Annotated in this window: 19 protein-coding genes and 1 tRNA gene; 7 read left to right on the top strand and 13 right to left on the bottom strand. The window is 71.2% G+C overall.

Annotated elements, in window-relative coordinates; genetic code table 11:
- Window positions 1-217: 217 nt before the first annotated feature.
- Complete coding sequence (cdgB, locus tag AAC944_RS21550; RefSeq protein ID WP_030610108.1) at window positions 218-1,882, bottom strand: diguanylate cyclase CdgB; 1,665 nt, start codon at window positions 1,880-1,882, stop codon at window positions 218-220.
- Window positions 1,883-2,388: 506 nt separating this feature from the next.
- Here cdgB and AAC944_RS21545 point away from each other — a divergent pair.
- Entirely contained in the window at window positions 2,389-3,024 is a 636-nt protein-coding gene (locus AAC944_RS21545; protein ID WP_438272833.1) for a flavin reductase family protein, read from the top strand.
- A gap of 387 nt (window positions 3,025-3,411) precedes the next feature.
- Here AAC944_RS21545 and arfB read toward each other — a convergent pair whose 3' ends face one another.
- Window positions 3,412-3,849, bottom strand: a complete 438-nt coding sequence (gene arfB, locus AAC944_RS21540) for an alternative ribosome rescue aminoacyl-tRNA hydrolase ArfB (protein ID WP_030610111.1) — start codon at window positions 3,847-3,849, stop codon at window positions 3,412-3,414.
- A gap of 225 nt (window positions 3,850-4,074) precedes the next feature.
- Here arfB and AAC944_RS21535 point away from each other — a divergent pair, with 225 nt between their 5' ends.
- Window positions 4,075-4,650, top strand: a complete 576-nt coding sequence (locus AAC944_RS21535; protein ID WP_030610113.1) for a TerD family protein — start codon at window positions 4,075-4,077, stop codon at window positions 4,648-4,650.
- A 349-nt stretch (window positions 4,651-4,999) separates the two neighbouring features.
- Here the strand turns inward: AAC944_RS21535 and AAC944_RS21530 are convergent, their stop codons facing one another.
- Window positions 5,000-5,323 carry a helix-turn-helix domain-containing protein gene (locus tag AAC944_RS21530; RefSeq protein ID WP_030610115.1) on the bottom strand — a complete coding sequence of 108 codons (324 nt, stop codon included), beginning with the start codon at window positions 5,321-5,323 and terminating at the stop codon, window positions 5,000-5,002.
- 148 nt (window positions 5,324-5,471) lie between these two features.
- Here AAC944_RS21530 and map point away from each other — a divergent pair, with 148 nt between their 5' ends.
- Together map and AAC944_RS21520 are read left to right on the top strand one after the other, a co-directional pair.
- A complete protein-coding gene (gene map / locus AAC944_RS21525) occupies window positions 5,472-6,239 on the top strand; it encodes a type I methionyl aminopeptidase (RefSeq protein WP_030610117.1) in 768 nt (255 codons plus the stop codon).
- 224 nt (window positions 6,240-6,463) lie between these two features.
- Complete coding sequence (locus AAC944_RS21520; protein WP_030610119.1) at window positions 6,464-6,961, top strand: hypothetical protein; 498 nt, start codon at window positions 6,464-6,466, stop codon at window positions 6,959-6,961.
- 80 nt (window positions 6,962-7,041) lie between these two features.
- On the opposite strand, the gene AAC944_RS21515 is transcribed toward AAC944_RS21520, so the two are convergent.
- The 5 genes from AAC944_RS21515 to AAC944_RS21495 all read right to left on the bottom strand — a co-directional run bounded on the left by AAC944_RS21515 (window position 7,042) and on the right by AAC944_RS21495 (window position 12,644).
- On the bottom strand, window positions 7,042-7,788 hold the full coding sequence (locus AAC944_RS21515; protein ID WP_078888356.1) for a pentapeptide repeat-containing protein: 747 nt from the start codon (window positions 7,786-7,788) through the stop codon (window positions 7,042-7,044).
- Between the two features lie 314 nt (window positions 7,789-8,102).
- Window positions 8,103-9,236, bottom strand: a complete 1,134-nt coding sequence (locus AAC944_RS21510; protein ID WP_030610125.1) for an aminopeptidase P family protein — start codon at window positions 9,234-9,236, stop codon at window positions 8,103-8,105.
- Between the two features lie 212 nt (window positions 9,237-9,448).
- Window positions 9,449-11,014 (bottom strand): ABC transporter permease, encoded by a 1,566-nt coding sequence (locus tag AAC944_RS21505; protein ID WP_368396394.1) that lies wholly within the window; start codon window positions 11,012-11,014, stop codon window positions 9,449-9,451.
- Between the two features lie 5 nt (window positions 11,015-11,019).
- Window positions 11,020-12,081, bottom strand: a complete 1,062-nt coding sequence (locus AAC944_RS21500; RefSeq protein ID WP_030610130.1) for a nucleoside hydrolase — start codon at window positions 12,079-12,081, stop codon at window positions 11,020-11,022.
- Between the two features lie 489 nt (window positions 12,082-12,570).
- A tRNA-Thr gene (locus tag AAC944_RS21495) sits at window positions 12,571-12,644 on the bottom strand.
- Window positions 12,645-12,849: 205 nt separating this feature from the next.
- On the opposite strand from AAC944_RS21495, the gene AAC944_RS21490 reads away from it, so the two are divergent.
- The 3 genes from AAC944_RS21490 to AAC944_RS21480 all read left to right on the top strand — a co-directional run bounded on the left by AAC944_RS21490 (window position 12,850) and on the right by AAC944_RS21480 (window position 16,104).
- Entirely contained in the window at window positions 12,850-13,986 is a 1,137-nt protein-coding gene (locus tag AAC944_RS21490; RefSeq protein ID WP_030610133.1) for an ABC transporter ATP-binding protein, read from the top strand.
- Window positions 13,987-14,496: 510 nt separating this feature from the next.
- A complete protein-coding gene (locus AAC944_RS21485) occupies window positions 14,497-14,928 on the top strand; it encodes a hypothetical protein (protein ID WP_030610136.1) in 432 nt (143 codons plus the stop codon).
- Between the two features lie 435 nt (window positions 14,929-15,363).
- Window positions 15,364-16,104, top strand: coding sequence for a nucleotidyltransferase family protein (locus AAC944_RS21480; RefSeq protein ID WP_030610140.1), 741 nt, complete (start codon window positions 15,364-15,366; stop codon window positions 16,102-16,104).
- A 382-nt stretch (window positions 16,105-16,486) separates the two neighbouring features.
- Here AAC944_RS21480 and AAC944_RS21475 read toward each other — a convergent pair whose 3' ends face one another.
- The 5 genes from AAC944_RS21475 to ispD all read right to left on the bottom strand — a co-directional run bounded on the left by AAC944_RS21475 (window position 16,487) and on the right by ispD (window position 22,729).
- The gene (locus AAC944_RS21475) at window positions 16,487-18,346 is read right to left on the bottom strand and encodes a DoxX family protein (protein WP_078888358.1); all 1,860 of its coding nucleotides are present in this window, start codon (window positions 18,344-18,346) and stop codon (window positions 16,487-16,489) included.
- A gap of 268 nt (window positions 18,347-18,614) precedes the next feature.
- Entirely contained in the window at window positions 18,615-19,568 is a 954-nt protein-coding gene (rlmB, locus tag AAC944_RS21470; RefSeq protein ID WP_030610146.1) for a 23S rRNA (guanosine(2251)-2'-O)-methyltransferase RlmB, read from the bottom strand.
- A gap of 151 nt (window positions 19,569-19,719) precedes the next feature.
- Window positions 19,720-21,117: a cysteine--tRNA ligase gene (gene cysS / locus AAC944_RS21465; RefSeq protein WP_030610149.1), complete on the bottom strand. Its 1,398-nt coding sequence runs from the start codon at window positions 21,115-21,117 to the stop codon at window positions 19,720-19,722.
- Window positions 21,118-21,354: 237 nt separating this feature from the next.
- A complete protein-coding gene (gene ispF / locus AAC944_RS21460; RefSeq protein WP_030610152.1) occupies window positions 21,355-21,846 on the bottom strand; it encodes a 2-C-methyl-D-erythritol 2,4-cyclodiphosphate synthase in 492 nt (163 codons plus the stop codon).
- Between the two features lie 133 nt (window positions 21,847-21,979).
- A complete protein-coding gene (ispD, locus tag AAC944_RS21455) occupies window positions 21,980-22,729 on the bottom strand; it encodes a 2-C-methyl-D-erythritol 4-phosphate cytidylyltransferase (protein ID WP_030610155.1) in 750 nt (249 codons plus the stop codon).
- Window positions 22,730-22,808: the final 79 nt, after the last annotated feature.

The following is a 22,808-nucleotide window of genomic DNA, read 5'->3' as shown; positions in this document are numbered from 1 at the left end:
GGTTCCGTACGGCCACAAGATCACTACAGCACGGTGAACACCGGGCGTTCACCGGGGTCATCGGCGGTCAGCGCGCTGCGCCCGGCGTCCGGCGCCCGAGAGGTGTCTTCCGACACATGGCCGAGAGGGGCGGGGCGGGGCCGAGGGGCGGGGGCCGGGCCAGGCCGCCGGACGGGCCGGCGGGGCGGTGGCCCGCCCCCGTCCGGCCGGGCGGCCCTCAGCTCACCCGCCGGTTCGCCTTCGAGCGGGACCGCTTCTCGACGTACATCCGCTGATCGGCGGATTGCAGGACCTCCTCGGCCGACATGCCGCAGCCGGCCCAGCCGATCCCGAAGCTGGCACCGACCCGCACGGCCCGGCCGTCCACCCGGATCGGCGGAATGATCGCGTTCCGCAGCCGTACGGCCAGGTCCTCCGCGTCCGCCTTGCCCAGCCCGTCCGCGAGCACGACGAACTCGTCACCGCCGAGCCGGGCGACCGTGTCGCCGTCCCGCACCCCGTTGGTCAGCCGCCGGGCCACCTCGATCAGCACCGCGTCACCCGTGTGGTGCCCGAACCGGTCGTTGATCGACTTGAAGCCGTCCAGGTCGCAGAAGAGCACGGCCAGCCCCTTGGCCCCGTCGTCCTCGGGCCCGTCCGACGGCGCGACCGCGTGCACATGGCTGTCGTAGACCGGGCCCGGACGGGCCAGGTGGAAGCCCTCGAACGCCTCGGCCCCGCCGTCCGGCAGGAAGTCGTGCCCGTCGTCCTCCCCGGCGGCCGCCGAGGCGAACGCGTCCGCCTCGTCAGCGCCGGGCGGCCGGGAGCACAGCCGGGCGCTGAGCCGGGCCCGCAGCTCGGCCGCGTTGGGCAGGCCGGTCAGCGAGTCGTGGCTGGCCCGGTGCGCGAGCTGCAGCTCGTGCCGCTTGCGCTCCTCGATGTCCTCGACGTGCGTGAGCAGGAAGCGCGGCCCGTCGGCGGTGTCGGCCACGACGCTGTTGCGCAGGCTCACCCAGACGTACGAGCCGTCCCGGCGGGCCAGCCGCAGCTCGGCCCGCCCGCCCTCGGCGGAGGTACGCAGCAGCGTCCCGACGTCCTCGGGATGCACCAGGTCGGAGAAGGAGTAGCGGCGCATCACGGAGGCCGGGCGCCCCAGCAGCCGGCACAGCGCGTCGTTCGTGCGCAGCAGCCGCCCGTGCTGGTCGCCGCCCATCTCGGCGATGGCCATGCCGCTCGGCGCGTACTCGAAGGCCTGCCGGAAGCTTTCCTCGCTCGCCCGCATCGCCTGCTGCTCCCGCTCCAGACGGACCAGCGCTCGCTGCATGTTTGCCCGCAACCGGGCATTACTGATCGCAATCGCGGCCTGGAAGGCGAACATCTGCAACGCCTCGCGGCCCCAGGCGCCCGGACGGCGCCCGTTACGCGGCCGGTCGACGGAAATCACGCCGAGCAGCTCGCCGCCGCCCGAGGAGGCCGAGTACATGGGCGCGAAGAGGCGGTCCATGGGGTGCCACTCGTCGGGGAAGCGCGGCGTGGGCCCGGAGGCGTGCCACTGCGGGACGTCGTCGTCGTCCAGCACCCAGCCCTCGGTGTGCGGGATGAAGCACAGGTCGCCCCAGCGCTCACCCATGCTCAGCCGGCGCTCCCAGGACTCCCGGGAGCCGATCCGGCCGGCCAGCAGCGCCTCGGCGCCCGCGCTACCTGCGACCGCGGCCACCACGAGGTCGCCGTCGGGGCGTACGAGATTGACCGCGGCGAGCTCGTAGCCCAGCCCGGTGATCGCGCCGTCGGCGACGGCCTGCAGCGTGTCTGCAAGGCTGCGTGCGGTGTTCAGGTCGGCGACCACTTGGTGCAGCTGCCGCAGGGTCGCAAGACGGACGTATGGCTCCGACTCGGTCTCCATCGCTCGCTCTCCCCGAGACCTCGACAGCAACTCCAGGCTTCTTGTCGTCCTCTAGTCGTCCGATTGCCACGGCCACTGAATCACAGTGAGCTGTACACCCGGTACACAGGGTCAACAATTACCCCCTGCTGTGACTCAAGTCACAGGACACGCCAAGAAGTTACCGCCCTCTCAAGAGGACCCCTCTCACGCCTCCATAAACTTCCTGAAAGCAAATTCCGCCACCCGGGGGCCTCGGTCGACAGACCTAGGACGCGGCTCGTCCCAGGGCCCGATGCGGCCCGCCCGCGGCCCCGATTAGCGTTCATGACGTGTTCACGAACAACCCCGCCGCCGCCGTCACCACCCAGCCTGCCGGCTCCATGCCTGCCCCTGACCCCGCTCCCGGCCCTGGCTCCGCTCCTGGCCCTGGCTCCGCTCCTGGCCCTGGATCGCGTACGGACGCGGGGCCGGGCCCGGAGGCGGGGGCGAGCCCCTCAAGGGAGACCGATGCTCGCCCGGAGGCGATCGACTCGCACCCGGAGGCGACCGACCCGCGCCCGGAGGCGATCGGCCCTCGCTCGGAGGTGATCCCGCATGCTGATGGGGTGAGTGCCGACGAGTTCCGTGCTGCCCTGTCCCGGCTCGCTGCCGGGGTCGTACTGATCACCGCCCTCGACCCGGAGGACGACCCGGCCGAGGGCGACGGCCCCGGCGACGGGGACGGCCCCGGCGACGGCGGCATCCCTGCCGGGGAGGACGCGGGAATGACCGCCACCGCGTTCATGTCCGTCTCGCTCGACCCCCCGCTGGTCATGGTCAGCGTCCGCAACGAATCCCGGATGGACGACATCCTGGAGCGGCAGCCCCTGTGGGCCGTCTCGGTCCTGACGGAGGGCCAGCGCAACATCGCCGGCCAGTTCTCCATGAAGGGCCGTCTCAGCGACCGGCTCCTCTTCGCGAGCGTCCCGCACGTACGGGGCGAGAAGACGGGCGCCGCACTCGTGGAGGGCGCGCTCGCCACGATGGAGTGCCGCACGGAACAGCGCGTCGTGGCCGGCGACCACACCCTCACCATCGGCCGTGTCCTGACCGCCCACACCCCGCACGTCGAGAGCAATCCCCTGACGTACTTCCGCGGCCGCTACCGAAAGCTGGGCTGAGGCGACCGACCGCCCGAGAGACGACCACCGCGTCCCGCCAAGCGGCCCGCCAACCAGCCCGACAACCAGCCCGGCTCCTCAGGCACCGGTGGACTCCCGTGCACCGGTCTGGCTCCTCAGGCACCGGTGGGCTCCCGGGCACCGGCCTGGCTCAGGCGTTGATGAGGCCCCAGGTACCGGCCTCCTGTCTCGGGCAGGCGCCGGCCTGTCTCGGGCGCTGGCGAGGCCCCAGGCACCGGCCTCCTGTCTCGGACGGACACCGGCCTGTCTCGGGCGCTGGCGAGGCCCCAGGCCCGGCCGCCTGTCTCAGACGGACACCGGCCTGTCTCGGGCGTTGGCGAGGCCCCGGCACCGGCCGCCTGTCTCGGGCGAGACCGCGGTCGGGACTCAGTGCCAGTCGCGGCCCGAGCGCCCCCGCTTGGTCTCGCCGCGCTGCTTCTTCTCCCGCAGCCTGCGCTCATTGATACCCCGCGGAATCCGCGTCTTACGGCGCGGCTTCGGCGGTGGCGCGGACGCCTCCGCCAGCAAGGAGGCGAGCCGGACCGCCGCGGTCTCCCGGTTCCGCCACTGCGAGCGGTGCTCCGAAGCCCGTACGGACACCACGCCGCCGTCCACCAGCCGCCCGCGCTCGCCCAGCCGCTGCAGCGCGCGCTCCTTCCAGACCTCGGGCAGCGCCTCGGTCCTGGCAAGGTCGAAGCGCAGCTCCACCTGGCTGTCGGAGGTGTTGACGTGCTGGCCGCCCGGCCCGGACGACCGCGAGAAGCGCCAGAGCAGCTCCGCCTCCGGAAGGACGACCGAACCGCGGATGACATAGGGCCCGGACATGCCCCCATGATCCCGCGCCCGCCCCCGGCCCGTCACCCGCATTTCCCCGATCACCCAGCCACCCAGCCGCCCGAGGCACACAACGCGTCCCCGGCACCCGTCAGGACTTGGCAAAGAAAGTAAAGATAGCTGGAACCTCATGGTCCTCGGCCGACGTTGTGCAGGGTGACGGTAGCTTCGTCCGGAGTACGGAGCCCGACGATTCGACGAGGAAAGGGCACTCCCATGGCTGTAAGCCTGTCCAAGGGCGGCAACGTCTCGCTCACCAAGGAGGCTCCGGGCCTGACCGCCGTCACGGTCGGCCTCGGCTGGGACGTCCGCACCACCACGGGCACGGACTTCGACCTCGACGCGAGCGCGATCGCGGTCAACCCGAGCGGCAAGGTCTACTCGGACCAGCACTTCGTGTTCTTCAACAACAAGGCCACGCCGGACCAGTCCATCGTGCACACCGGTGACAACCTCACCGGCCAGGGCGAGGGCGACGACGAGCAGATCAACGTCAACCTCGCCGCGCTGCCCGCCGACGTCGAGAAGATCGTCTTCCCGGTCTCCATCTACGACGCCGAGAACCGCAGCCAGAACTTCGGCCAGGTCCGCAACGCCTTCATCCGCATCGTGAACCAGGCCGGCGGCACCGAGATCGCCCGTTACGACCTCAGCGAGGACGCGGCGACCGAGACCGCGATGGTCTTCGGCGAGCTGTACCGCAACGGCGCGGAGTGGAAGTTCCGCGCGGTCGGCCAGGGCTACGCCTCGGGCCTGGTCGGCATCGCCCAGGACTTCGGCGTCAACGTCTGACCCGATTCCCGACAGCACTGACGAAGGCCGCCTGCCCGCCCCCGCGGACCAGGCGGCCTTCGCCGTTCCCGGTCCGCCCGCAGAGCACCACACCCTCCGCCCTCTGCCCTCCGCTCTCCGCCCTCCGCCCTCCGCCCTCCGCCCTCCGCCCTGAGAGTCGACCGCGCCCCCTCGGAGCCGTCCGCAGCCCATTTCAAGAGCCGCGTCCGCAGCCCCTCAGGCACCTTCCAGGCCCCTTCCAGGCATCTTCAGGCACACCCTCAGTGGCCTCGAACGATCTCAGGTTGCCTCAGGTGCCCTCAGGCAGCCTCAGGCGCCCTCGAGCGACCTCGGGCGACCTCGGGCGACCTCAGGCGGCCTCGACGCGCACCGGCCTTGAGCTGGCAGCACCACCAGCCCCCGCGGCCCCTTCGGCCACCGCGCCCTCCGTCGGCGGTGCGGCAAACACTGCCAACTCGTCGAGCGAGAGCCCGAGCGTCGTGGCGAGAGCCGCCACGGTGAAGAAAGCGGGCGTCGGCACCCGCCCCGTCTCGACCTTGCGCAACGTCTCCGCGGAGATCCCCGCAGCCGCCGCGATCTCGACCATGCTGCGCTCGCCGCGCGCCGCCCGCAGCAGTGCCCCCAGCCGCTCGCCGCGCTCGCGTTCCCACGGAGTGAGTGGTGTACGAACCATGCTGTGATACTAATACCGGTAAACAAATACCGGTATAAAAATTGGCGCGCGTCGACGGGCAGTGAGCCACAGGCGATGAGCGGCATGCACGATCAGCGGCATGCACGATCAGCGGCACGCAGCGCGCCCCGAATACGGAGGACCCACCATGGTGGAGATCAAGACCGACACCGCCCTCGACGCCATGCGCCCCGCGGGCCGCGTCGTCGCCGACATCCTGGCGGCCACTCGCGCCGCCGCCACCCCCGGCACCCGGCTGAGCGAACTGGACGAGGTCGCCCGCGCGATCCTGCGCGAGGCAGGCGCCACCTCCCCGTTCCTCCACTACCGCCCGTCCTTCGCCCCCACCCCCTTCCCCGCCACCATCTGCACCTCCGTCAACGACGCGATCGTGCACGGCATCCCGAGCTCCTACCGGCTGCGCGACGGCGACCTGCTCAGCATCGACTGCGGCGCGGTGGTGGACGGCTGGGCGAGCGACGCGGCGATCACCGTCGCGGTGGGCACGCCGCGCCCTGAGGACCAGCGCCTCATGGACACCACCCGGCGCGCCCTGGAGGCCGGAATCGCGGCCGCCGTGGTGGGTGCCCGCATAGGTGACATCTCGCACGCCATCGGCAGCATCGGCCGCGCCGCCGGCTACGGCATCTCCGCGGACTTCGGCGGACACGGCGTGGGCCGCCACATGCACGAGGACCCGTCGGTACCCAATGAAGGCCGCCCCGGTCGCGGCTTCGTACTCCGCCACGGCCTCGTCCTCGCCCTCGAGCCGATGTTCCTCTCCGGCGGCGGTGACGCGTACTACACGGCGAACGACGGTTGGACGCTGCTCACGGCGGACGGCAGCCGCGCCGCCCACTTCGAGCACACCATCGCCGTCACCCACGACGGCCCCCGTATCCTCACCCAGCCCTGACCACCCCAGCCCTGGCCCCTGACCCCGACCACAGCCCTGCCTCTGCCCCCAGCCCTGGCCCCTGACCCCGACCACAGCCCTGCCTCTGCCCCCAGCCCTGACCCTGACCCTGACCACAGCCCTGGCCTGCCCCCAGCCCTGACCCTGACCCCAGTCCCGGCCCGGCCCCCGACCCGGCCCCCGGCCCGAGCGATCACCTCGACCGACATGCGACCATCACCTACGTGATCGACCTCGGCTACTCGCTCTCGCGGCGCTTTCCGGACCCTCCGCAGACGGACTACCGCACCGCGGACACCCGCGCGCTGCGCCACGACCTGTTCTGCGGAGACGTCTACCTCGCCGACACCGAGAAGGACCGGGAGCTGTCCACGTCGTGGGGCTGGGTCCCCGTCCTGGACTTCGCCTGGGCGCTCTGCGACATCGTCGAGCAGCTCGACCGCGACCCGCACGGCAGCCGCGCCGCCCGCCCGCAACACGCGGAGCTGGACTTCACCGAGTCGACCGACCGGTTGCTGTTCGAGCGCCGTTTCGGCTGGGTGGACATCACCGCCGACTGGATGCCGGTCGAAGAGGCCCCCCTCAGCTTCAACCATGCCGCGCTACGCCGCGAGGCCCGCGACTTCCTGCACGACCTGATCGCCGACCTCACCGACATGCACGACGGGCTGGACGACAACCCCCTCGTATGGGACCTCCAGGCCCGCTACCCCCGCGTCTGATCACCTCCCCCTCCCCTCCATCACTCCCTCCCCCCACTCCCTCCTCCCCCTCACTCTCTCCCTCGCTCCCTCCCCCTCACTCACTCCACGAGCACACCCACCTGGGCCGCGAACGCCGGCGCCAGGTCCATCAGCTGTGACGGGCTGATCACCGCACCCGCGAGCCGGTCGACGCCCCGTGCGATGTCCAGCGCCGCCGCACCCCGCAGATCGACGTCCCGCATCCGCACCTCACTCAGATCCGTACGCGTCAAGGTGCAGCCGTCGAACGTCACGCGCTCCAGTTCGGCACCGCCGAAGTCCGCCTCCACCAGCACGCACTCCTCGAAGGCGACGTCCCGCAGCTTGGCCTGGCGCAGGTTCAGGAAATCGATCTTCCCTCCCCGCACCACGACCCGCTCCAGCACCGCACCGTGCAACTGCACCCCGCCGAGCCGCGCGTCCAGTACCTCCACATCGCGCAGCGACACCCCCGACAGGTCCGTGCCGACCCCACGCACCCCCTCCAGCACGCTGTCGAGGAAACGCGCCCGGCTCAGCACCGTCTCGTCCCACGCGCACCGCCGCACCGCGCAGTCGAGGAACCGCGCGCCCCGCGCCGACTGTCCCCCGAAGTCCGCGTCCGCGAACTCCAGCCCGTCGTAATCCCCCTCCGGCTCCCACTCCCCTCCGTCGTACGCCACCAACTCCGGCAGCCGTACGTCCGGCCGCCGCACCGCCCGCCTCGCCGGCCCGGCGCCCCCGGCCCCTCCTGCTCCCCCGGCCCGCCCGGCGCTCCCGGTCCCCCCAACGCTCCCGGTCGGCCCGGCCGCACGATCCCCGCTCATCCCGCACCACTCCGTCTCCGCCCACGGCCCCCAACCGCACACACGCCCCTGACGAACCCCTCGTCGTCGGCATCGCCCGACCCCCGGCCAGCCGACCACCCGACTTCGCCCTCGTCCCGACCCATCCTGCACCCCACCACTGACAATCCCCCCGACACCCGCCCCGACCTGCGGAAACCCCCGTCGCGGCGACAGAGGCGAGCGCCGACGCCACCCGCCGCGCCCCGCCCTCCCGACCGCGCACGCCCGTCCCCCGGCGGCCGGGGCGGGGCCGCCGGGAAACGGGCGCTGCCCCGCCGCCTACCGCCTACCGCCTACCTAACGATCCCCATCTCCCGCGCCGTGTTGTTCAGCCGCCGCCCGCCCGTCTCCGTACACGTCACGATGTCCTCGATCCGCACCCCGAACCGCCCCGGCAGGTAGACCCCCGGCTCGATCGAGAAGCACATCCCCGGCACCAAGGGCAAGTGTTCGCCCTCGACCATGTACGGCGGCTCGTGCGTCGTCACTCCGATGCCGTGCCCGACCCGGTGAATGAAGTACTCGCCGTACCCCGCCGCCTTGATCACCTTCCGCGCCACCCGGTCGATGTCCTGGCACGCGGCCCCGGGCCGCACCGCCTCGAACGCCGCCTGCTGCGCCTCCCGCACCAGATCGTGGACCTTCCGCTCCTCCGCGGTCGGCTCGCCCACGTGCACGGTGCGCGTCGTGTCCGAGCCGTACCCGTCCTTCAGGCCACCGAAGTCCAGTACGACCATGTCACCGTCCTCGATGACCCGGTCACCCGCCTCGTGGTGCGGATCAGCCCCGTTGGGCCCGGAACCCACCACCGTGAAGTCCACTTGGCTGTGCCCGTGTTCGAGCAGCAGCCGCGCGAGGTCCCCCGCCACGTCACACTCCCGGCGCCCCGCGAACGGCACACCCAGGATCTCCTCGTACGTGGCGTCCGCGGCCGCACCCGCCGCCGCCAGCCGCTCCACCTCGTACGCGTCCTTGACCGCCCGCAGCATCGGCAACGCCTCCGTGAGCGAGGCGTACGCACTCCCCGGCAACGTCCGCTGCAGCCCCAGCAGATGCATCGCCCACGCCGAGTCCGAGATCCCGTACCGCCGCTCCGGCTCCAGCAGTTCCGCCAGCACCGCATACGGGTCCTCGCCGTCCCGCCACCCCAGGATCTCGGTCGCGCCGGCACCGGCCGCGTGCTGCGCGTCCGCCCGCTCCAGTACGGGCACCAACAGACGCGGCCGCCGGTCGACAGCAACGACCAGCGCGGTCAGCCGCTCGGTGACGGCGGTCGGCCGGTACCCGGTGAGCCACACCAGATCGGGCCCCGGCGTAACGATCACCCCGGCCAGCCCGGCATCCGCCGCCGCCCGCCCGACCCGCGCCATCCGCCGCTCGTAGTCCTCGCGCGTGATCCCAGCCCGCACACCCTCACCAGCCGTCATCCCCACGCTCCCCGCCCCCTCCGTCGTCCCCTCAGCAGTCGCCATACCTCGAACCTACGCCGCAATCACCCCACCCGCCCTCGACCGACACCGCGGAACACCACGGCCCGGTACCGCGAACACTGCGACTGACACCGTCCCTACGTGAGCAACACCTACGCGCGAGCACCAACGAGGCCACCCGAGCACGACGACACCCGAGCCCGGCTGCCTCAGCGTTTCGGCCCACCGTTGTTGTTACCCGGTGGTGGGTTTCCCGGCTGTCGGGGTACCCACCGCGGCCCGGTGCCCTGGGTCTTACCGGTCTGCGCCTTACCGGTCTGCGTCTTGCCGGTCTGCGCCTTGCCGGTAGGCGCCTTGCCGGTAGGCGAATTGGTGGTAGGCGAATTGGTGGTGTTCTGCGCGCCAGAGGTTCCGGAGGTCTTCCCTCTGCGGTGGAGTCTCGCCGCCTCGGCCACCGATGTTCCCGCGCCGCCGGCCTTCGACGAAAGGGAGGTCGCTGACGCCGCCACGACACCACGAAGGTGTTCCTGCGGCGTACTGCCGCTCCCCGGCACCGGCGTGGTGGCGTCCTTGAGGAACTGCTTCTTCTCCTCCAGGCTCGTCAACTCGCCGTACCGTTTCCACAGCGGAACGGCCTCCCGCTGGTGAACGCCCGCCTGTTTCAGCGCTCTGTCCAGGTCTTTGACGACGTTCTTGTCCGCGCGCCGGACGAAGCTGTCCAGGACAGGGGCGAGCCTGCCGTCCGTCCGGCCGTCCCGGGAGACCCAGGACCGCACCTGATCGGTGAACCGCTCCCGCGCCTGGCGCAGTTCGCCCTTCCAGTCACGCCCCGCGTCCCGGCTCCGGGCTGCCTCCAGCGCGCTGTCGTGCACGGCGAGCACGGCGGCCGCTTTGACGGCTTCGCGCACCTTCGGATCACGGTACTGATCCGCGACGACCACCGGGTTGATGCCCACCAGCGGCTGCTGGTCCAATTGCTGCGGTAATTGCCGGGGACCTTGGGCGGTGACGCTCAGCGGACTGGCCAGGGGCCCGTGCAGCGTCTCCTCGATGACGCCGAGCGCGTCCTGGTTGCCGAAGGTCTGCGACCGCTGTTCCGGCAGGTACGACTGGGGAAGCCCCTGCCAGACGGCGTCCGGTTCTTGATGGAAGACGTAGCCCTGCTTGGTTGCCGGGTGGGGGTCCTGCGGGGAGATCGCCAGGAACGCGTAACGCCCCTGGATCTGCGTCTGCGGATAGGCCGCGGACATCAGTTCCTGGACCGTCCCCTTGAAACTGGTGTCGACCACGGTGACCGAACTGCCCGGCAGTCCCATCGGGACCCCCGAGGCACGGAGGTAGTCGGTGAGATGACGATAGGAACCATCGACGTCCGCGGGGTTCACCTTGTTACGGGCACCGCGGAACGCCTCGGCCTCCGGGAAGCTCTCTCCGGCGTTCTTCTCCAGGTCCTGGAGCGCCGCGTCGACCACGGCCCTGGACACCACCACCTCGCGGCAGTGCTGGTCGAAGAACTCCGGGTCCAGTCCGCGCACGGCCGCGGCCAGACTGTGCCCGTCCCGGCCGAGAAATGCGATCACCTGATCAGGGTTCTGCCGTACGTCCGCCCGCAGGTCGTCGAGCATCTCCGCGGCGACGGACACCATGAACGGACCGCTGTGCTCGCGGAAGACGTCGTACGCCTCCTCCACCGCCTGACGCTGCGCGGGATCCGTCAGCCCGTATGCCGTGTGGATGTCAGCGACATGGCCGTACAGCTCATCAACGGGATGCACCGCCATCATGCATGCGCTTCCGACGGCTGCCAGACCGGGTCGAGCCGCTGCGAAAGCCAGTGCATGAAAGCGGGGTAACGAGCCGACAGGCTCAGCCAGACCGGTACACCTGCATCGGCGCGGGAGGTCCGCCCGATGCCGTCCACCGCCACCGGCATCTTGTCGAAGTCGACGAAGGGCAGCTGGAGCGCGGCCGACAGGGTCAGCGCATCGTGCTGGATGGTGCCCGGGTGGAAACGCGCGAACCACTGCCGCGTGTGCGCCGCCAGCAGCGCAGCCCAGGCCGGCGCGTCCGGTGCGGCAAGGGTCCGGTGGACGGGGTGGTCGGCCGTGATTTCCATGGCCGAGGTGAAGGTGACCTCGGAGGTGACGAAGTACGGAGTCGGCAGCAGTCCCCTGTTCACCGCGTCGAAGATCCGGTGTACGGACGGAACGTCCAACCGGAAGTTGTGCTCGGCACGGCTCGGGTCGCGATAGTTCAGCGCCCCGCCCATCTGGGTCACATGGAGCCGCGAGGCCAGTTCGGGAGCGGCCTCCAGAACCAGTGCCAGGTTACTGAGAGGGCCCATGCCGACCCACTGCACGGGCCCCGGCACAGCCGCGCACACGGCGCGCACCGCCCCGACCACGTCAGCCGGCTGCGAAGGGAGCTCACCGGGTACCAGGCCGTCCGCGCAGAAGTACCGGGTGTCCCCAAGAGAGACGCCCGACGCCACCGCCACATCCGTGCGGCCGGTCAGGTCCAGCAACAGCCTGGCAAATCGCGCCCTCGCACCGTAACCGACAGCCGGCCCGGTCTCGTCGCTGGTGAGCACCAGGGCCAGCCGAGGCAGCGAACGGGCCGCCGCCACAACCGCCAGGGCATCGTCCGCGTCACCACCGATGTCCGTATCGATGATCATCGGTGCCGAGCGGAGGTCCTCCGGCCAGTTCCCCGTGGCCCGCATACGGGCACTCAGCGTATCGAGCCCCGATCCCGGCAGCGCTTCCCCGGCCTCGACGACGGCACGCCACTCGGCTCGGATCTCTTCCCTGGAGACAGCTTCTTCGTCACGGCTCTCCCCCATGGCCTACCTCTCTCCGCCTCGGCAAAGTCACTGCCCTCCGCCCGGCCCGGCGCACGAAGGGACCTGCAGTCTAGAAGCCACCGACGCACCCGACCCCCGATCATCCCCTGACTTCTCAACTGCCCCGTTTCCCCCACCACGGCACCACGCCCGGCATCACTGAAGCAGCAGATCTCCACCAACGACACAACAACGGAAGGCGCCACCGACCGCTGCCGAACGGACCAGAAGACCAGCACAGCCCTGACCGCAGACCGCAGACCGCAGACCGCAGACCGCAGACCGCAGACCGCAGACCGCAGACCGCAGACCGCAGACCGCAGACCGCAGACGAAGGTCTCCTGCTTCCTCCCACCCGCCGCAACCGGCCACCGATGCCCTGACCGAACCACCAAGGCTGAACTCAACCGATGCCCGAGCCCCTGCGACAACACGCCAAACGCCTCGAACCGATCCCGGCCCGAGGCGTTTGTGCTGTTCAGCGCTCTGAGCCCCCTGTCGGATTCGAACCGACGACCTTCGCTTTACAAGAGCGGTGCTCTGACCAGCTGAGCTAAGGAGGCGTGTCTGGTGAAGTGTACCCAGGGCTGAAGGTTACCTGGCGTGCGAATTTCGTGATGTCCGACCTACTGACACCGGGTGCCGGTGCGGGTACCGTCCCTGGCAGCTCGTGTGAAGTGGACTACACCACCGACGCACCGGGCTGCCCCATTCCTTCCTTTACTCGGATCGTCCGGCACGTTCCTGCCGGTGAAGGGAAACATCACCATGGCTACGGTCACGTATGACCAGGCGACCCGGATCTACCCGGGTTCCGACAAGCCCGCCGTCGACAAGCTCGACATCCAGATCGAGGACGGGGAGTTCCTCGTCCTGGTCGGGCCGTCCGGGTGCGGCAAGTCCACCTCCCTGCGGATGCTCGCGGGCCTGGAGGACGTCAACGGCGGCGCGATCCGGATCGGCGACCGCGACGTCACGCACCTTCCGCCCAAGGACCGGGACATCGCCATGGTGTTCCAGAACTACGCGCTCTACCCGCACATGACCGTCGCGGACAACATGGGCTTCGCGCTCAAGATCGCGGGCGTGAACAAGGCCGAGATCCGGCAGAAGGTCGAGGACGCGGCGAAGATCCTGGACCTGACCGAGTACCTGGGGCGGAAGCCGAAGGCGCTCTCGGGTGGTCAGCGGCAGCGCGTGGCCATGGGCCGTGCCATCGTGCGTGAGCCGCAGGTGTTCCTCATGGACGAGCCGCTGTCGAACCTCGACGCGAAGCTGCGCGTGCAGACGCGTACGCAGATCGCCGGACTGCAGCGCCGTCTCGGGATCACGACGGTGTACGTCACGCACGACCAGGTCGAGGCCATGACGATGGGCGACCGGGTGGCCGTCCTCAAGGACGGTCTGCTGCAGCAGATCGACTCGCCGCGGAACATGTACGACCGGCCGGCGAACCTGTTCGTCGCGGGCTTCATCGGGTCGCCCGCGATGAACCTCGTAGAGGTGCCGATCACCGATGGCGGCGTGAAGTTCGGGAACAGTGTCGTGCCGGTGAGCCGGGAGGCGCTGAGCGCGGCGGCGGACAAGGGCGACCGTACGGTCACCGTCGGCGTCCGGCCCGAGCACTTCGATGTCGTGGAGCAGAACGGCGGCGCCGCGAAGACGCTCGCCAAGGAGGCCGCGGACGCGCCGGCGGGGCTCGCCGTCACCGTGAACGTGGTCGAGGAGCTGGGCGCGGACGGGTACGTGTACGGCACGGCCGATGTCGGTGGCGAGGTCAAGGACCTGGTCGTCCGCGTGAACGGGCGGCAGGTGCCGGAGAAGGGCGCCCAGCTGCACGTCGTGCCGCGGCCCGGCGAGACGCACGTCTTCTCGACGTCTACCGGTGAGCGGCTCAGCGACTGAGTCGTCAAAAGTGGCTCGGCCGTCGAAAGCGGCTCGGTCGTCGAGTGGCTGAACGTGGGCAGGCGCCCGAAAGGGTGGCTGTCGGCGGCCGTCAGCGCAGCTGGCAGGTGATGGCTTCGGGCGGGGCGGGCTTCCTGAGTGGAGGGCCGCCCCGTCGTCGCGTGGGTGGGCGGTCCTCCCCCGTGGCTTCGGCGGGCCCTGGCCTGACCACACCGGGACGGATGGCACCGGACGACAACGGGCCGGGCCGGGCCGGGCCGGACCGAACCGCGCCGCGCCGCGCCGCACGACACCGGATCGGACCGCACCGGGGCACGGTCGGGCCGGTCGGTTTGAGATGGGGGGCCGGGTGGGGAGGTACGGGGCTTTCTTGTTGTCGACAAATACCCCGGCAGTTCCGCCATTTCGAGCAGTGTGCGTCAACATCATTTAGCACTCGACAGGCGAATTCATCCCTCGACCGGGTGACTAAATGTCGCCATATCATCACCGCTCGCTACCATCACGGACGTGAACTCCGCAGCCCGGCGTATCGGCCGAACTCTCGCTCTCGTCCTGCCCGTCGTCCTCGTACTCTCCGGGACGCTCGCCGTCACCCGCGTACCGTGGGCCTCGCCGACCTCCGAGTCGCAGATGCTCACCGCGTCGTCCGGTACGGCGGCCAACCACCAGACCAGTCACCAGGCCCGCCAGCGTGCCCCGCAGGACGTCCTGCGGGACCGGCTGCTGGCCGACCTCCAGGAGAAGGACCCGGGGACCGCCCTCACCCACCTCCAGGAGGCCACCACCAAGCGGCCGTCGATGGCCAAGCACTGCGCGTCCATCGCCCGAGCGCTGGGCCGTGCCGCAGTTCAGAAGTACGGCGCCGCGCACCGCGCCCAGGCGTACTCGCGGCCCGTCTGTGACACGTCCTTCGCGAGCGGGGTCGCCACTGCTCAGTGACGGCTCACCGGGTGCTGCGCGCAGTGCGCGTAGTGACAGAACGATGTGAAGAACGATGTGGTGACCGATGTGGTGATCGATGTGGTGAAGGGCGTATCGCCGTGAGCCGCGCCGTTGGTCGTACGACTACCGGTCGTGCGACCAACGGTCTTACGGCTGCCGGCCACACGATCAACGGCCGTGCTGCTGGCCGTCGTGCGACCAACGGCTGTACGGCTGCCCGACGGACGGGAAGCCGGGTGACAGGGCTCGGCGCTTGTTGCCTGATCGGCAGCACAGCCGCCAGGGCCAGGACGGCCTCCGGCTTCAGGACGGCCTCCGGCTTCAGGACGGCCTCCGGCTTCAGGACGGCCGCCACGATCGCCGCGGACGCCAGGTCCTGCACAGTCACCACAGCCACCACAGCCACCACAGCCAGCGCATAGGGTGCGGATCATGACAGGTGTCCCGTACCCGCATCCCACGCAGGCCGTGGTCCTGGCAGGCGGCCAGGGCTCACGGCTCCGCCCGTACACCGACAACCGGCCCAAGCCGATGGTCGAGATCCCGGGCACCGGGGCCCCGATCATCGGCCATCAGCTCGCCTGGCTGGCTGCCGAAGGCGTCACCGACGCGGTCATCTCCTGCGGCCATCTCGCCGAGGTCCTCCAGGACTGGCTGGCGGAGGCCGAACTTCCCCTGCACGTCACCACCGTCGTGGAGACCGAACCCCTGGGCCGTGGTGGCGGGCTGAAGTACGCCGCCGCCTCTCTTCCCCGTCCCGGTCAGCCCTGGTACGCGACCAACGGGGACATCTGGACCCGCTTCTCCCTGCGCGAGATGGCGGACTTCCACCACGAACGCGGCGCGGAGGCCACGCTGGCGCTGGCCCGGCCGCGGATTCCCTGGGGTGCCGTCGAGACCGACCCCTTCGGGCACGTGCTGGACTTCATCGAGGCGCCGCCGTCGCCGTATCTGATCAACGCGGGTGTGTACGTCTTCTCCGCGGCCTTCACAGACCTGCTGCCGGACCGTGGCGACCATGAGCGCATGACGTTCCCGCGGCTCGCGCGCGAGCGCCGGCTGGCCGGTTTCCCGCTGCCGCACGGTGCCTACTGGCGCGCGATCGACACGGCCAAGGACCTCACCGAGGCGGCGAGCGAACTCGCTCGATACAGCCACGGGCAGGGGCAGTGACGTAGGGGACACGGACGCGGCAAGGGATCCCACCCTGGCCAGGGCAGCGCTCCCGCTCAGCGCGGTGAGGCCGCAGCCAGCCGCACCTGATGCCCCTGCGCACGTAGCTCCGCGCATGTACCTCCGCGCACGTACCTCCGCATACGTACGCCCACACACGTACGCCCACACACGTACGCCCACACACGTACGTCCGCCACCCACCCTCACCGCCCGTAAAGGCCGCGAAGGGGGTGGCAGTTGTATGTAGATACGGCCGGAGCCGTACACGGTCAGGGGCTTTGGGTCGAGTTCGAGTCCGGGAGCAGTCCCGAACTCGGCCCCGGACCCGAACTCGGCCCCGGACCCGAACCCGGACCCGGAACCGCTCCCGGGCCCGACATCACCCCAGCAGCCCGCCCAGCGTCTCCCCACCCCCGTCGGAGTCTCCTGAGGAGCCGCCCGAGGAGGAGCCGCCGGTGGAGGAGCCGCCCGTCGTGCCGCCGCCGGTGCCGGCCGTGGAGGTCGGGGGCTGGGTGGCGGGTGCGGGGTCGGCCGGGACCGACTGCTGGGGCGGGCCGCTCGTCGTCCGGCCCGGCTGGGCGCCCTGCGTGGCGCCGGCCGTCTCCCTGGCCGTGCTCGGCTGCGAGGCCGACGGGGTGGCCGAGGAGTTCGTACCGCGGGAGGCGCCGGCGGTGGGCGAGGCGCTGCCCTGGGTCGTGCCGCCCGTGCGGCCGCTCTCCGTACGTCCGGGGTCCTCGCGGTGGGTCTGCAGCGGGCGGCCGGGCAGGCTGTTGGTCGGCGGCTCACCCGGCTTCGGGACCGTCGGGCCGGAGGCGGACCGTACGGCGCCGCCGAGAAGGGAGCCGATGAGCAGCGTGAGACCGGCGACCACCGCGGTCATCACGGCGCCGCGGCGCAGCACCCGGCGCCGCAGGTCCCAGACCTCGACGCGGGGGCCGAGGTTGCGCCAGGCCTCGCCGGCCAGCCGCGCGTCCAGGGAGTAGACGGGCGCGCCCGCGATGATCAGCGGGCTCCAGGCGGCGAGGTAGATGATGTCCGGGGCGTCGTACACAGGCACGTTGCGCCAGCTGACGGTCATCAGGAGGGCCGCCGAGAGCAGCGCGCCCATGGAGGCGGCGACCCGTTGCCACAGGCCGCAGATGGTCAGTACGCCGACGACGACCTGGAGGAAGGCGACGGTGAGGCCGGCGCCGACCGGGTGCGCGAGGGCGAAGTCGCGCAGCGGCGTGGCGAGCGCCCAAGGGTGCAGCGACTCCAGCCACTTGACCATCGAGCCGCGCTCGCCGCCGTCGAAGTACACGGGGTCGCAGAGCTTGCCCATGCCGGCGTAGACGGTGATGAAGCCGAGGAAGACGCGCAGCGGGAGCAGGACGACGCCGAGGTTCATCCGGCGGTCGGGGTAGAACGCCTGCTTGTCGCCGGCGAAACGGCGGCCGTCGCCATGGCGGGGCTCGAATTCGGCGTCGGTGTACGGGCCTTCGTCCCCGTCGCGTCCGGCAGCGCCGGAGTCACCGGTCCCTCCGGACGGGGCACCGTATGCATCACCGTACGAATCGGCGTACGGGTCGGCGTACGAACCGGCGTACGCGCCGTCGGTCGTGGCGTACGAGCCGGAGTGGGGGTCGTGAGCGCCGGTGTGCGCTCCGTCGTGCCACGTACCGACCCCGCCGGCGCCCCCGCCGGCGCCCGCGCCCGCCGTGACGTACGCGTCGCCCTCGGACCCGGCGTACGTGCCGTCGGACCAGGTGTCGTCCGTGGGGCGGGACTGCGGGAGCCGGGGCATCAGCTCGGTGTCGTCGGAGGCGCCACGGGGGCCGATCACACCGGCCGACGGAGGCGGTGCGTAGGCGGCGGTCCCGTCCGGCAGCACCCGGGGCAGGACCTGGGTCGCGCCCGCGTCGTCGCTCCGGCCGCCCTCGCTGTTCCGTACGGCGTGCAGGAGTTGGGTGGTGGGCGCCGAGGTGTCGCCCGGTGTCGTGCGGCCGCTCCAGACGACGGGCGCGCGCCGCCGGGTGCGGCCGGTCGCGGCCGGTCCGGTACCGGATGCGGCGCCGGCCGTGGCACCCCGCGCGGCGCCCGCCGACACGGGGGCCGCGAGCTGCACGCGGAAACTGGCGTGATTGACGATGACCTGCGCGGGGTCGCACGGCACCTTGACCGAGCTCAGTACCGGCTCGTCATCGAAGCCCGGCGAGCGTCCCCCCGTAGGCGTGCGGGGTGTTCTGGTGTCCACGCTCATCTAACCGAGTGACCAGCGTTTAAGACACTGCCTTGACCGCGTCGATCTGTCCGAGACCCGTCAAAACTTCCCGGGTTGTACGGAGGGTGATGTTCTGCCCGGGGTTATGGCCGGTTCCCAGGCCACTTCCGAGACCGTTTCCCCGATCTCTTCCTAGGCTGCTTCGCCCCGGTATGCGACTGCCCCGGGAAGTGGCCGGAGAGACTGCGCACGCGGGGGCGGACAACCGACCATCCGCCCCCGCGAGGCGCGCACGCATGCGCGTACGTCACGCCCTGCGGCGGGCCGCCTCCCAGAGCACCACGCCCGCCGCGACGCCGGCGTTCAGCGACTCGGCGCCACCCGGCATCGGGATGCGGACGCGTACGTCACAGGTCTCGCCGACCAGGCGGGAGAGGCCCTTGCCCTCGCTGCCGACCACGATGACGACCGGGCCGTCCAGGACCTCCAGGTCCTGGAGCTCGACGTCGCCGTCGGCCGCCAGGCCCACGACCGTCATGCCCGCCTTCTGGTAGGTCTCCAGCGCACGGGTGAGGTTGGTGGCGCGCGCGACCGGCGTGCGCGCCGCCGTACCGGCGGAGGTCTTCCACGCGCCCGCCGTCATCCCGGCCGCGCGCCGCTCCGGTACGACCACGCCGTGGCCGCCGAACGCGGAGACGGAACGGACGACAGCACCGAGGTTGCGCGGGTCGGTGACGCCGTCGAGGGCGACGATCAGCGGGTCCTCACCGTTGTCGAACGCGGCCGCCGAGAGGTCCTCGGGGTGCGCGTAGTCGTACGGCGGGATCTGCAGTACCAGGCCCTGGTGGTTGAGCCCGTTGGTCATCCGGTCCAGCTCGGGGCGCGGCGCTTCCATGAGGTTCATGCCGCGCTCGGTGGCGAGCTGGAGCGCCTCGCGCACCCGCTCGTCGGTGTCGATGAACTGCTGGACGTAGAGGGTCGTCGCGGGGATGTCCTCGCGCAGCGCCTCCACGACCGGGTTACGGCCGACGACCAGCTCCGCCGTGCCCTTCGCGCCGCCGCGGCGCGGGGCCGGGCGGCGGTGCGACGCCTGCTTGGCCTTGGCGTTGGCGATGCGGTTCTTCACATGTCCCTTGCGGGCGGACGCGGGCGGGGTGGGGCCCTTGCCCTCCAGGCCCCGGCGCCGCTGTCCGCCGCTGCCGACCTGCATGCCCTTCTTGTTGGACGTGCGGCGGTTCCTGCGCTGGCTGTTGCCGGCCATGGGTCACCTGTCTCTTACTGCTCTCGACGTCTCGCGACGTGGATGTCTGCTGTGTATACGTATGAGTGTCGCCCGTGACGGCCTGTGCGGGCGACCGGGAGGACATCGCACTGCCCGCGCCCACCGATCGGGGCGCGGGCATCGCCGTCCGTCACGACAGCGACCAGCGCGGCCCCGACGGGGTGTCCTCGATGGCGAGGCCGGACTGCTGGAGCTGGTCGCGGATCGCGTCGGCGGTGGCGTAGTCCTTGCGGGCGCGGGCCGCCTGGCGCTGGTCCAGGACCATGCGTACGAGGGAGTCGACGACGCCGTGCAGGTCCTCGCCGCGCTCCGAGCCGCCGCCGGACCACTGCTCGTCCAGCGGGTCCAGGCCCAGCACGCCGAGCATGGCGCGCACCTCGGCCAGCCGGGCGACGGCGGCTTCCTTGTCGTCGGCGGTCAGCGCGGAGTTGCCCTGCCGGACGGTGGTGTGCACGATCGCCAGCGCCTGCGGGACGCCCAGGTCGTCGTCCATCGCCTCGGCGAAGGCCAGCGGCACCTCGTCGGCGGGCTCGACCGGTCCCCCGGCCAGCTCCACGACGCGCTGGACGAAGCCCTCGATGCGCGCGAACGCGGACTCGGCCTCGTGCAGCGCTTCCTCGCTGTACTCGATCATCGAGCGGTAGTGCGGGGTACCGAGGTAGTAGCGCAGCACGATGGGGCGCCAGCGCTTGACCATCTCGGAGACGAGCACGGAGTTGCCCAGCGACTTGGACATCTTCTCGCCGCTCATCGTGACCCAGGCGTTGTGCGCCCAGTACCGCGCGAACTCGTCGCCGTAGGCCTTGGCCTGCGCGATCTCGTTCTCGTGGTGCGGGAAGACGAGGTCGACGCCGCCACCGTGGATGTCGAAGCGCTCGCCCAGGTACTTGTGCGCCATCGCCGAGCACTCCAGGTGCCAGCCGGGCCGGCCGCGGCCCCAGGGGGTCTCCCAGCTGGGCTCCCCTTCCTTGGCCGCCTTCCACATCGCGAAGTCGCGCGGGTCCCGCTTGCCGGTCTCGCCCTCGCCCGACGGCTGCTTCAGCTTGTCCAGCTCCTGGCCGGACAGCTGGAGGTAGTCGGGGAAGGAGCGGACGTCGAAGTAGACGTTGCCGTCGACGGCGTAGGCGTGGCCGCGTTCGATCAGGCCGCGCATCATTTCGATCATCTCGGGGACGTGGCCGGTCGCGCGCGGCTCGTACGTCGGCCGCAAGCAGCCGAGGGTGTCGTACGCGGTGTTGAACGCGACCTCGTTCTCGTACCCGATCGACCACCACGGGCGGCCCTGCTCGGCCGACTTCTTGATGATCTTGTCGTCGATGTCCGTGACGTTGCGCACGAACGTCACGTCGTAGCCGCGGTACTCGAACCAGCGGCGCATGATGTCGAAGTTCAGTCCCGACCGGATGTGCCCGATGTGCGGGGCGGCCTGCACGGTCGCGCCACACAGGTAGATCGAGACGCAGCCCGGCGTGAGCGGGGTGAAGTCACGGATCTGCCGGGCGCTGGTGTCGTACAGGCGAATGGTCACGCATCAAGGGTAGACGGAATGAGGCAGTGCCCCGCGACCCGATGGGCCACGGGAACACAGAAGCGTGACACTGACGGGTGTTCCATGTCACTTCACGGCGGTGTGGGGCGGTATACGGCTCATGAGGTGGCCGGGGCCGGGTCGGTACTCCAGCAATGTGCTGACACGGCACCGCATTCCCCCGCCTCGGACGCCCCGCCTCGGGCGCCCCGGCCCGCGCTCAGCCCCGGCCCGCGCTCAGCCCGCTCGGTACACCAACGCCGTGGCCAGTGCGGCCAGTCCCTCGCCGCGGCCGGTCAGGCCCAGGCCGTCGGTGGTGGTGCCGGAGACCGCGACGGGCGCGCCGGCCGCGGCCGAAAGCGCCTTCTGGGCCTCCTCGCGGCGCTTGCCGATCTTCGGGCGTACGCCGATGACCTGGACGGCGATGTTGCCGATCTCGAAGCCCTCGGCCCGGACGATGCGGGCGGCCTCGGCGAGCAGGGTCACGCCGGAGGCGCCGGACCACTCGGGGCGGCTCGTACCGAAGTGCGCGCCGAGGTCGCCGATGCCGGCCGCGGAGAAGAGGGCGTCGCAGGCGGCGTGCGCGGCGACGTCGCCGTCACTGTGCCCGGCGAGGCCGTAGCCGCCGCTCGCCGCCTCGTCCCACAGGAGACCGGCGCACCACAGCTCACGCCCCTGCTCGAAGGCGTGTACGTCCGTCCCGATCCCCACCTGGGGCAGCGCGACCATGAAAACTTCCTCCTTGCGAGTGAACATCGAACCGCGCGAGAACTCCGCTCCGCCCCCGCTCGTCAGGCGGGTAGGGGGCCCACCCCGCGGCCCCCGTATACGCCCCGCCCCTGCCTCGAACAGGCTCCGCCCCTCAGGCGTACCCGTCCGTCACCCGCCGGCGGGCCAGTACGGCCTCGGCGAGCACCAGGTCCAGCGGGCGGGTGACCTTGAAGGCCTCTTCGTGGCCGGGCACGACGACGACCGGCGCGCCGAGCCGTTCGACCATGCCGGCGTCGTCGGTCGCGCCCTCGCCGTCGAAGGTGACGGTCGTGTGGGCCTTGACCAGGGTGGCGCGGTCGAAGCCCTGCGGGGTCTGTACGGCGCGCAGCCGGGCGCGCTCCGGCGTGCCCACCACCGGCTCGTTCTCACCGTCGGGATCCGGCCGTACTTCCTTGACGGTGTCGGCGAGCGGCAGGGCCGGTACGACCGCGGGGGCACCGGCCCGTACGGCGGCGATCACGGTGTCGACGGTGTCGACCGGCACGAGGGGCCGCGCGGCGTCGTGGACGAGGACCACGTCGACGTCGTCGGGCAGCGCCTCCAGGCCGCGGCTCACGGACCGCTGGCGGGTCTCGCCGCCGGGTACGACGAGCAGCTCGGTGCGCTCGGGGAACGTGTGGCTGTCCAGCAGCGCGCGGACCTCGGACGCGCCGTCGGGCGGCGCGACCACGACGACGAGCGAGACGGCGCGGGAGGCCGCCATGGCGCGTACGGCGTGGATGAGCATGGGTGTGCCGGCCAGCGCGCGCAGGGCCTTGGGGGCGCCGGGCCCGAGGCGTACGCCGCGGCCGGCCGCGGGGATGACCGCCGCCGTGCGAAGTCGGCGGGAATCTTCAGACATCGGTTGCACTCCGTGAGCCGGGGGTCGCACCCCGAATTTCGAGCGACAGGTTTGTTTACTCGGCCGGGGTGGGTATGGC

Source organism: Streptomyces sclerotialus (assembly GCF_040907265.1).
Classification (GTDB): Bacteria; Actinomycetota; Actinomycetes; order Streptomycetales; family Streptomycetaceae; genus Streptomyces; species Streptomyces sclerotialus.
The sequence above is the reverse complement of the archived record's forward strand: the minus strand, read 5'-3'. Positions and strand labels throughout refer to the sequence as shown.

What these genes read in the sequence shown, in the direction of transcription:
- ispF (WP_030610152.1), bottom strand. Translation starts at nt 21,846, where the DNA reads ATGGTCGCGCTGCCCCAGGTGGGGATCGGGACGGACGTACACGCCTTC.
- AAC944_RS21530 (WP_030610115.1), bottom strand. Translation starts at nt 5,323, where the DNA reads ATGGTTCGTACACCACTCACTCCGTGGGAACGCGAGCGCGGCGAGCGG.
- map (WP_030610117.1), top strand. Translation starts at nt 5,472, where the DNA reads ATGGTGGAGATCAAGACCGACACCGCCCTCGACGCCATGCGCCCCGCG.
- ispD (WP_030610155.1), bottom strand. Translation starts at nt 22,729, where the DNA reads ATGTCTGAAGATTCCCGCCGACTTCGCACGGCGGCGGTCATCCCCGCG.
- AAC944_RS21500 (WP_030610130.1), bottom strand. Translation starts at nt 12,081, where the DNA reads ATGGGGGAGAGCCGTGACGAAGAAGCTGTCTCCAGGGAAGAGATCCGA.
- AAC944_RS21480 (WP_030610140.1), top strand. Translation starts at nt 15,364, where the DNA reads ATGACAGGTGTCCCGTACCCGCATCCCACGCAGGCCGTGGTCCTGGCA.
- arfB (WP_030610111.1), bottom strand. Translation starts at nt 3,849, where the DNA reads ATGTCCGGGCCCTATGTCATCCGCGGTTCGGTCGTCCTTCCGGAGGCG.
- AAC944_RS21475 (WP_078888358.1), bottom strand. Translation starts at nt 18,346, where the DNA reads ATGAGCGTGGACACCAGAACACCCCGCACGCCTACGGGGGGACGCTCG.
- cdgB (WP_030610108.1), bottom strand. Translation starts at nt 1,882, where the DNA reads ATGGAGACCGAGTCGGAGCCATACGTCCGTCTTGCGACCCTGCGGCAG.
- AAC944_RS21535 (WP_030610113.1), top strand. Translation starts at nt 4,075, where the DNA reads ATGGCTGTAAGCCTGTCCAAGGGCGGCAACGTCTCGCTCACCAAGGAG.
- AAC944_RS21510 (WP_030610125.1), bottom strand. Translation starts at nt 9,236, where the DNA reads ATGACGGCTGGTGAGGGTGTGCGGGCTGGGATCACGCGCGAGGACTAC.
- AAC944_RS21490 (WP_030610133.1), top strand. Translation starts at nt 12,850, where the DNA reads ATGGCTACGGTCACGTATGACCAGGCGACCCGGATCTACCCGGGTTCC.
- AAC944_RS21515 (WP_078888356.1), bottom strand. Translation starts at nt 7,788, where the DNA reads ATGAGCGGGGATCGTGCGGCCGGGCCGACCGGGAGCGTTGGGGGGACC.
- rlmB (WP_030610146.1), bottom strand. Translation starts at nt 19,568, where the DNA reads ATGGCCGGCAACAGCCAGCGCAGGAACCGCCGCACGTCCAACAAGAAG.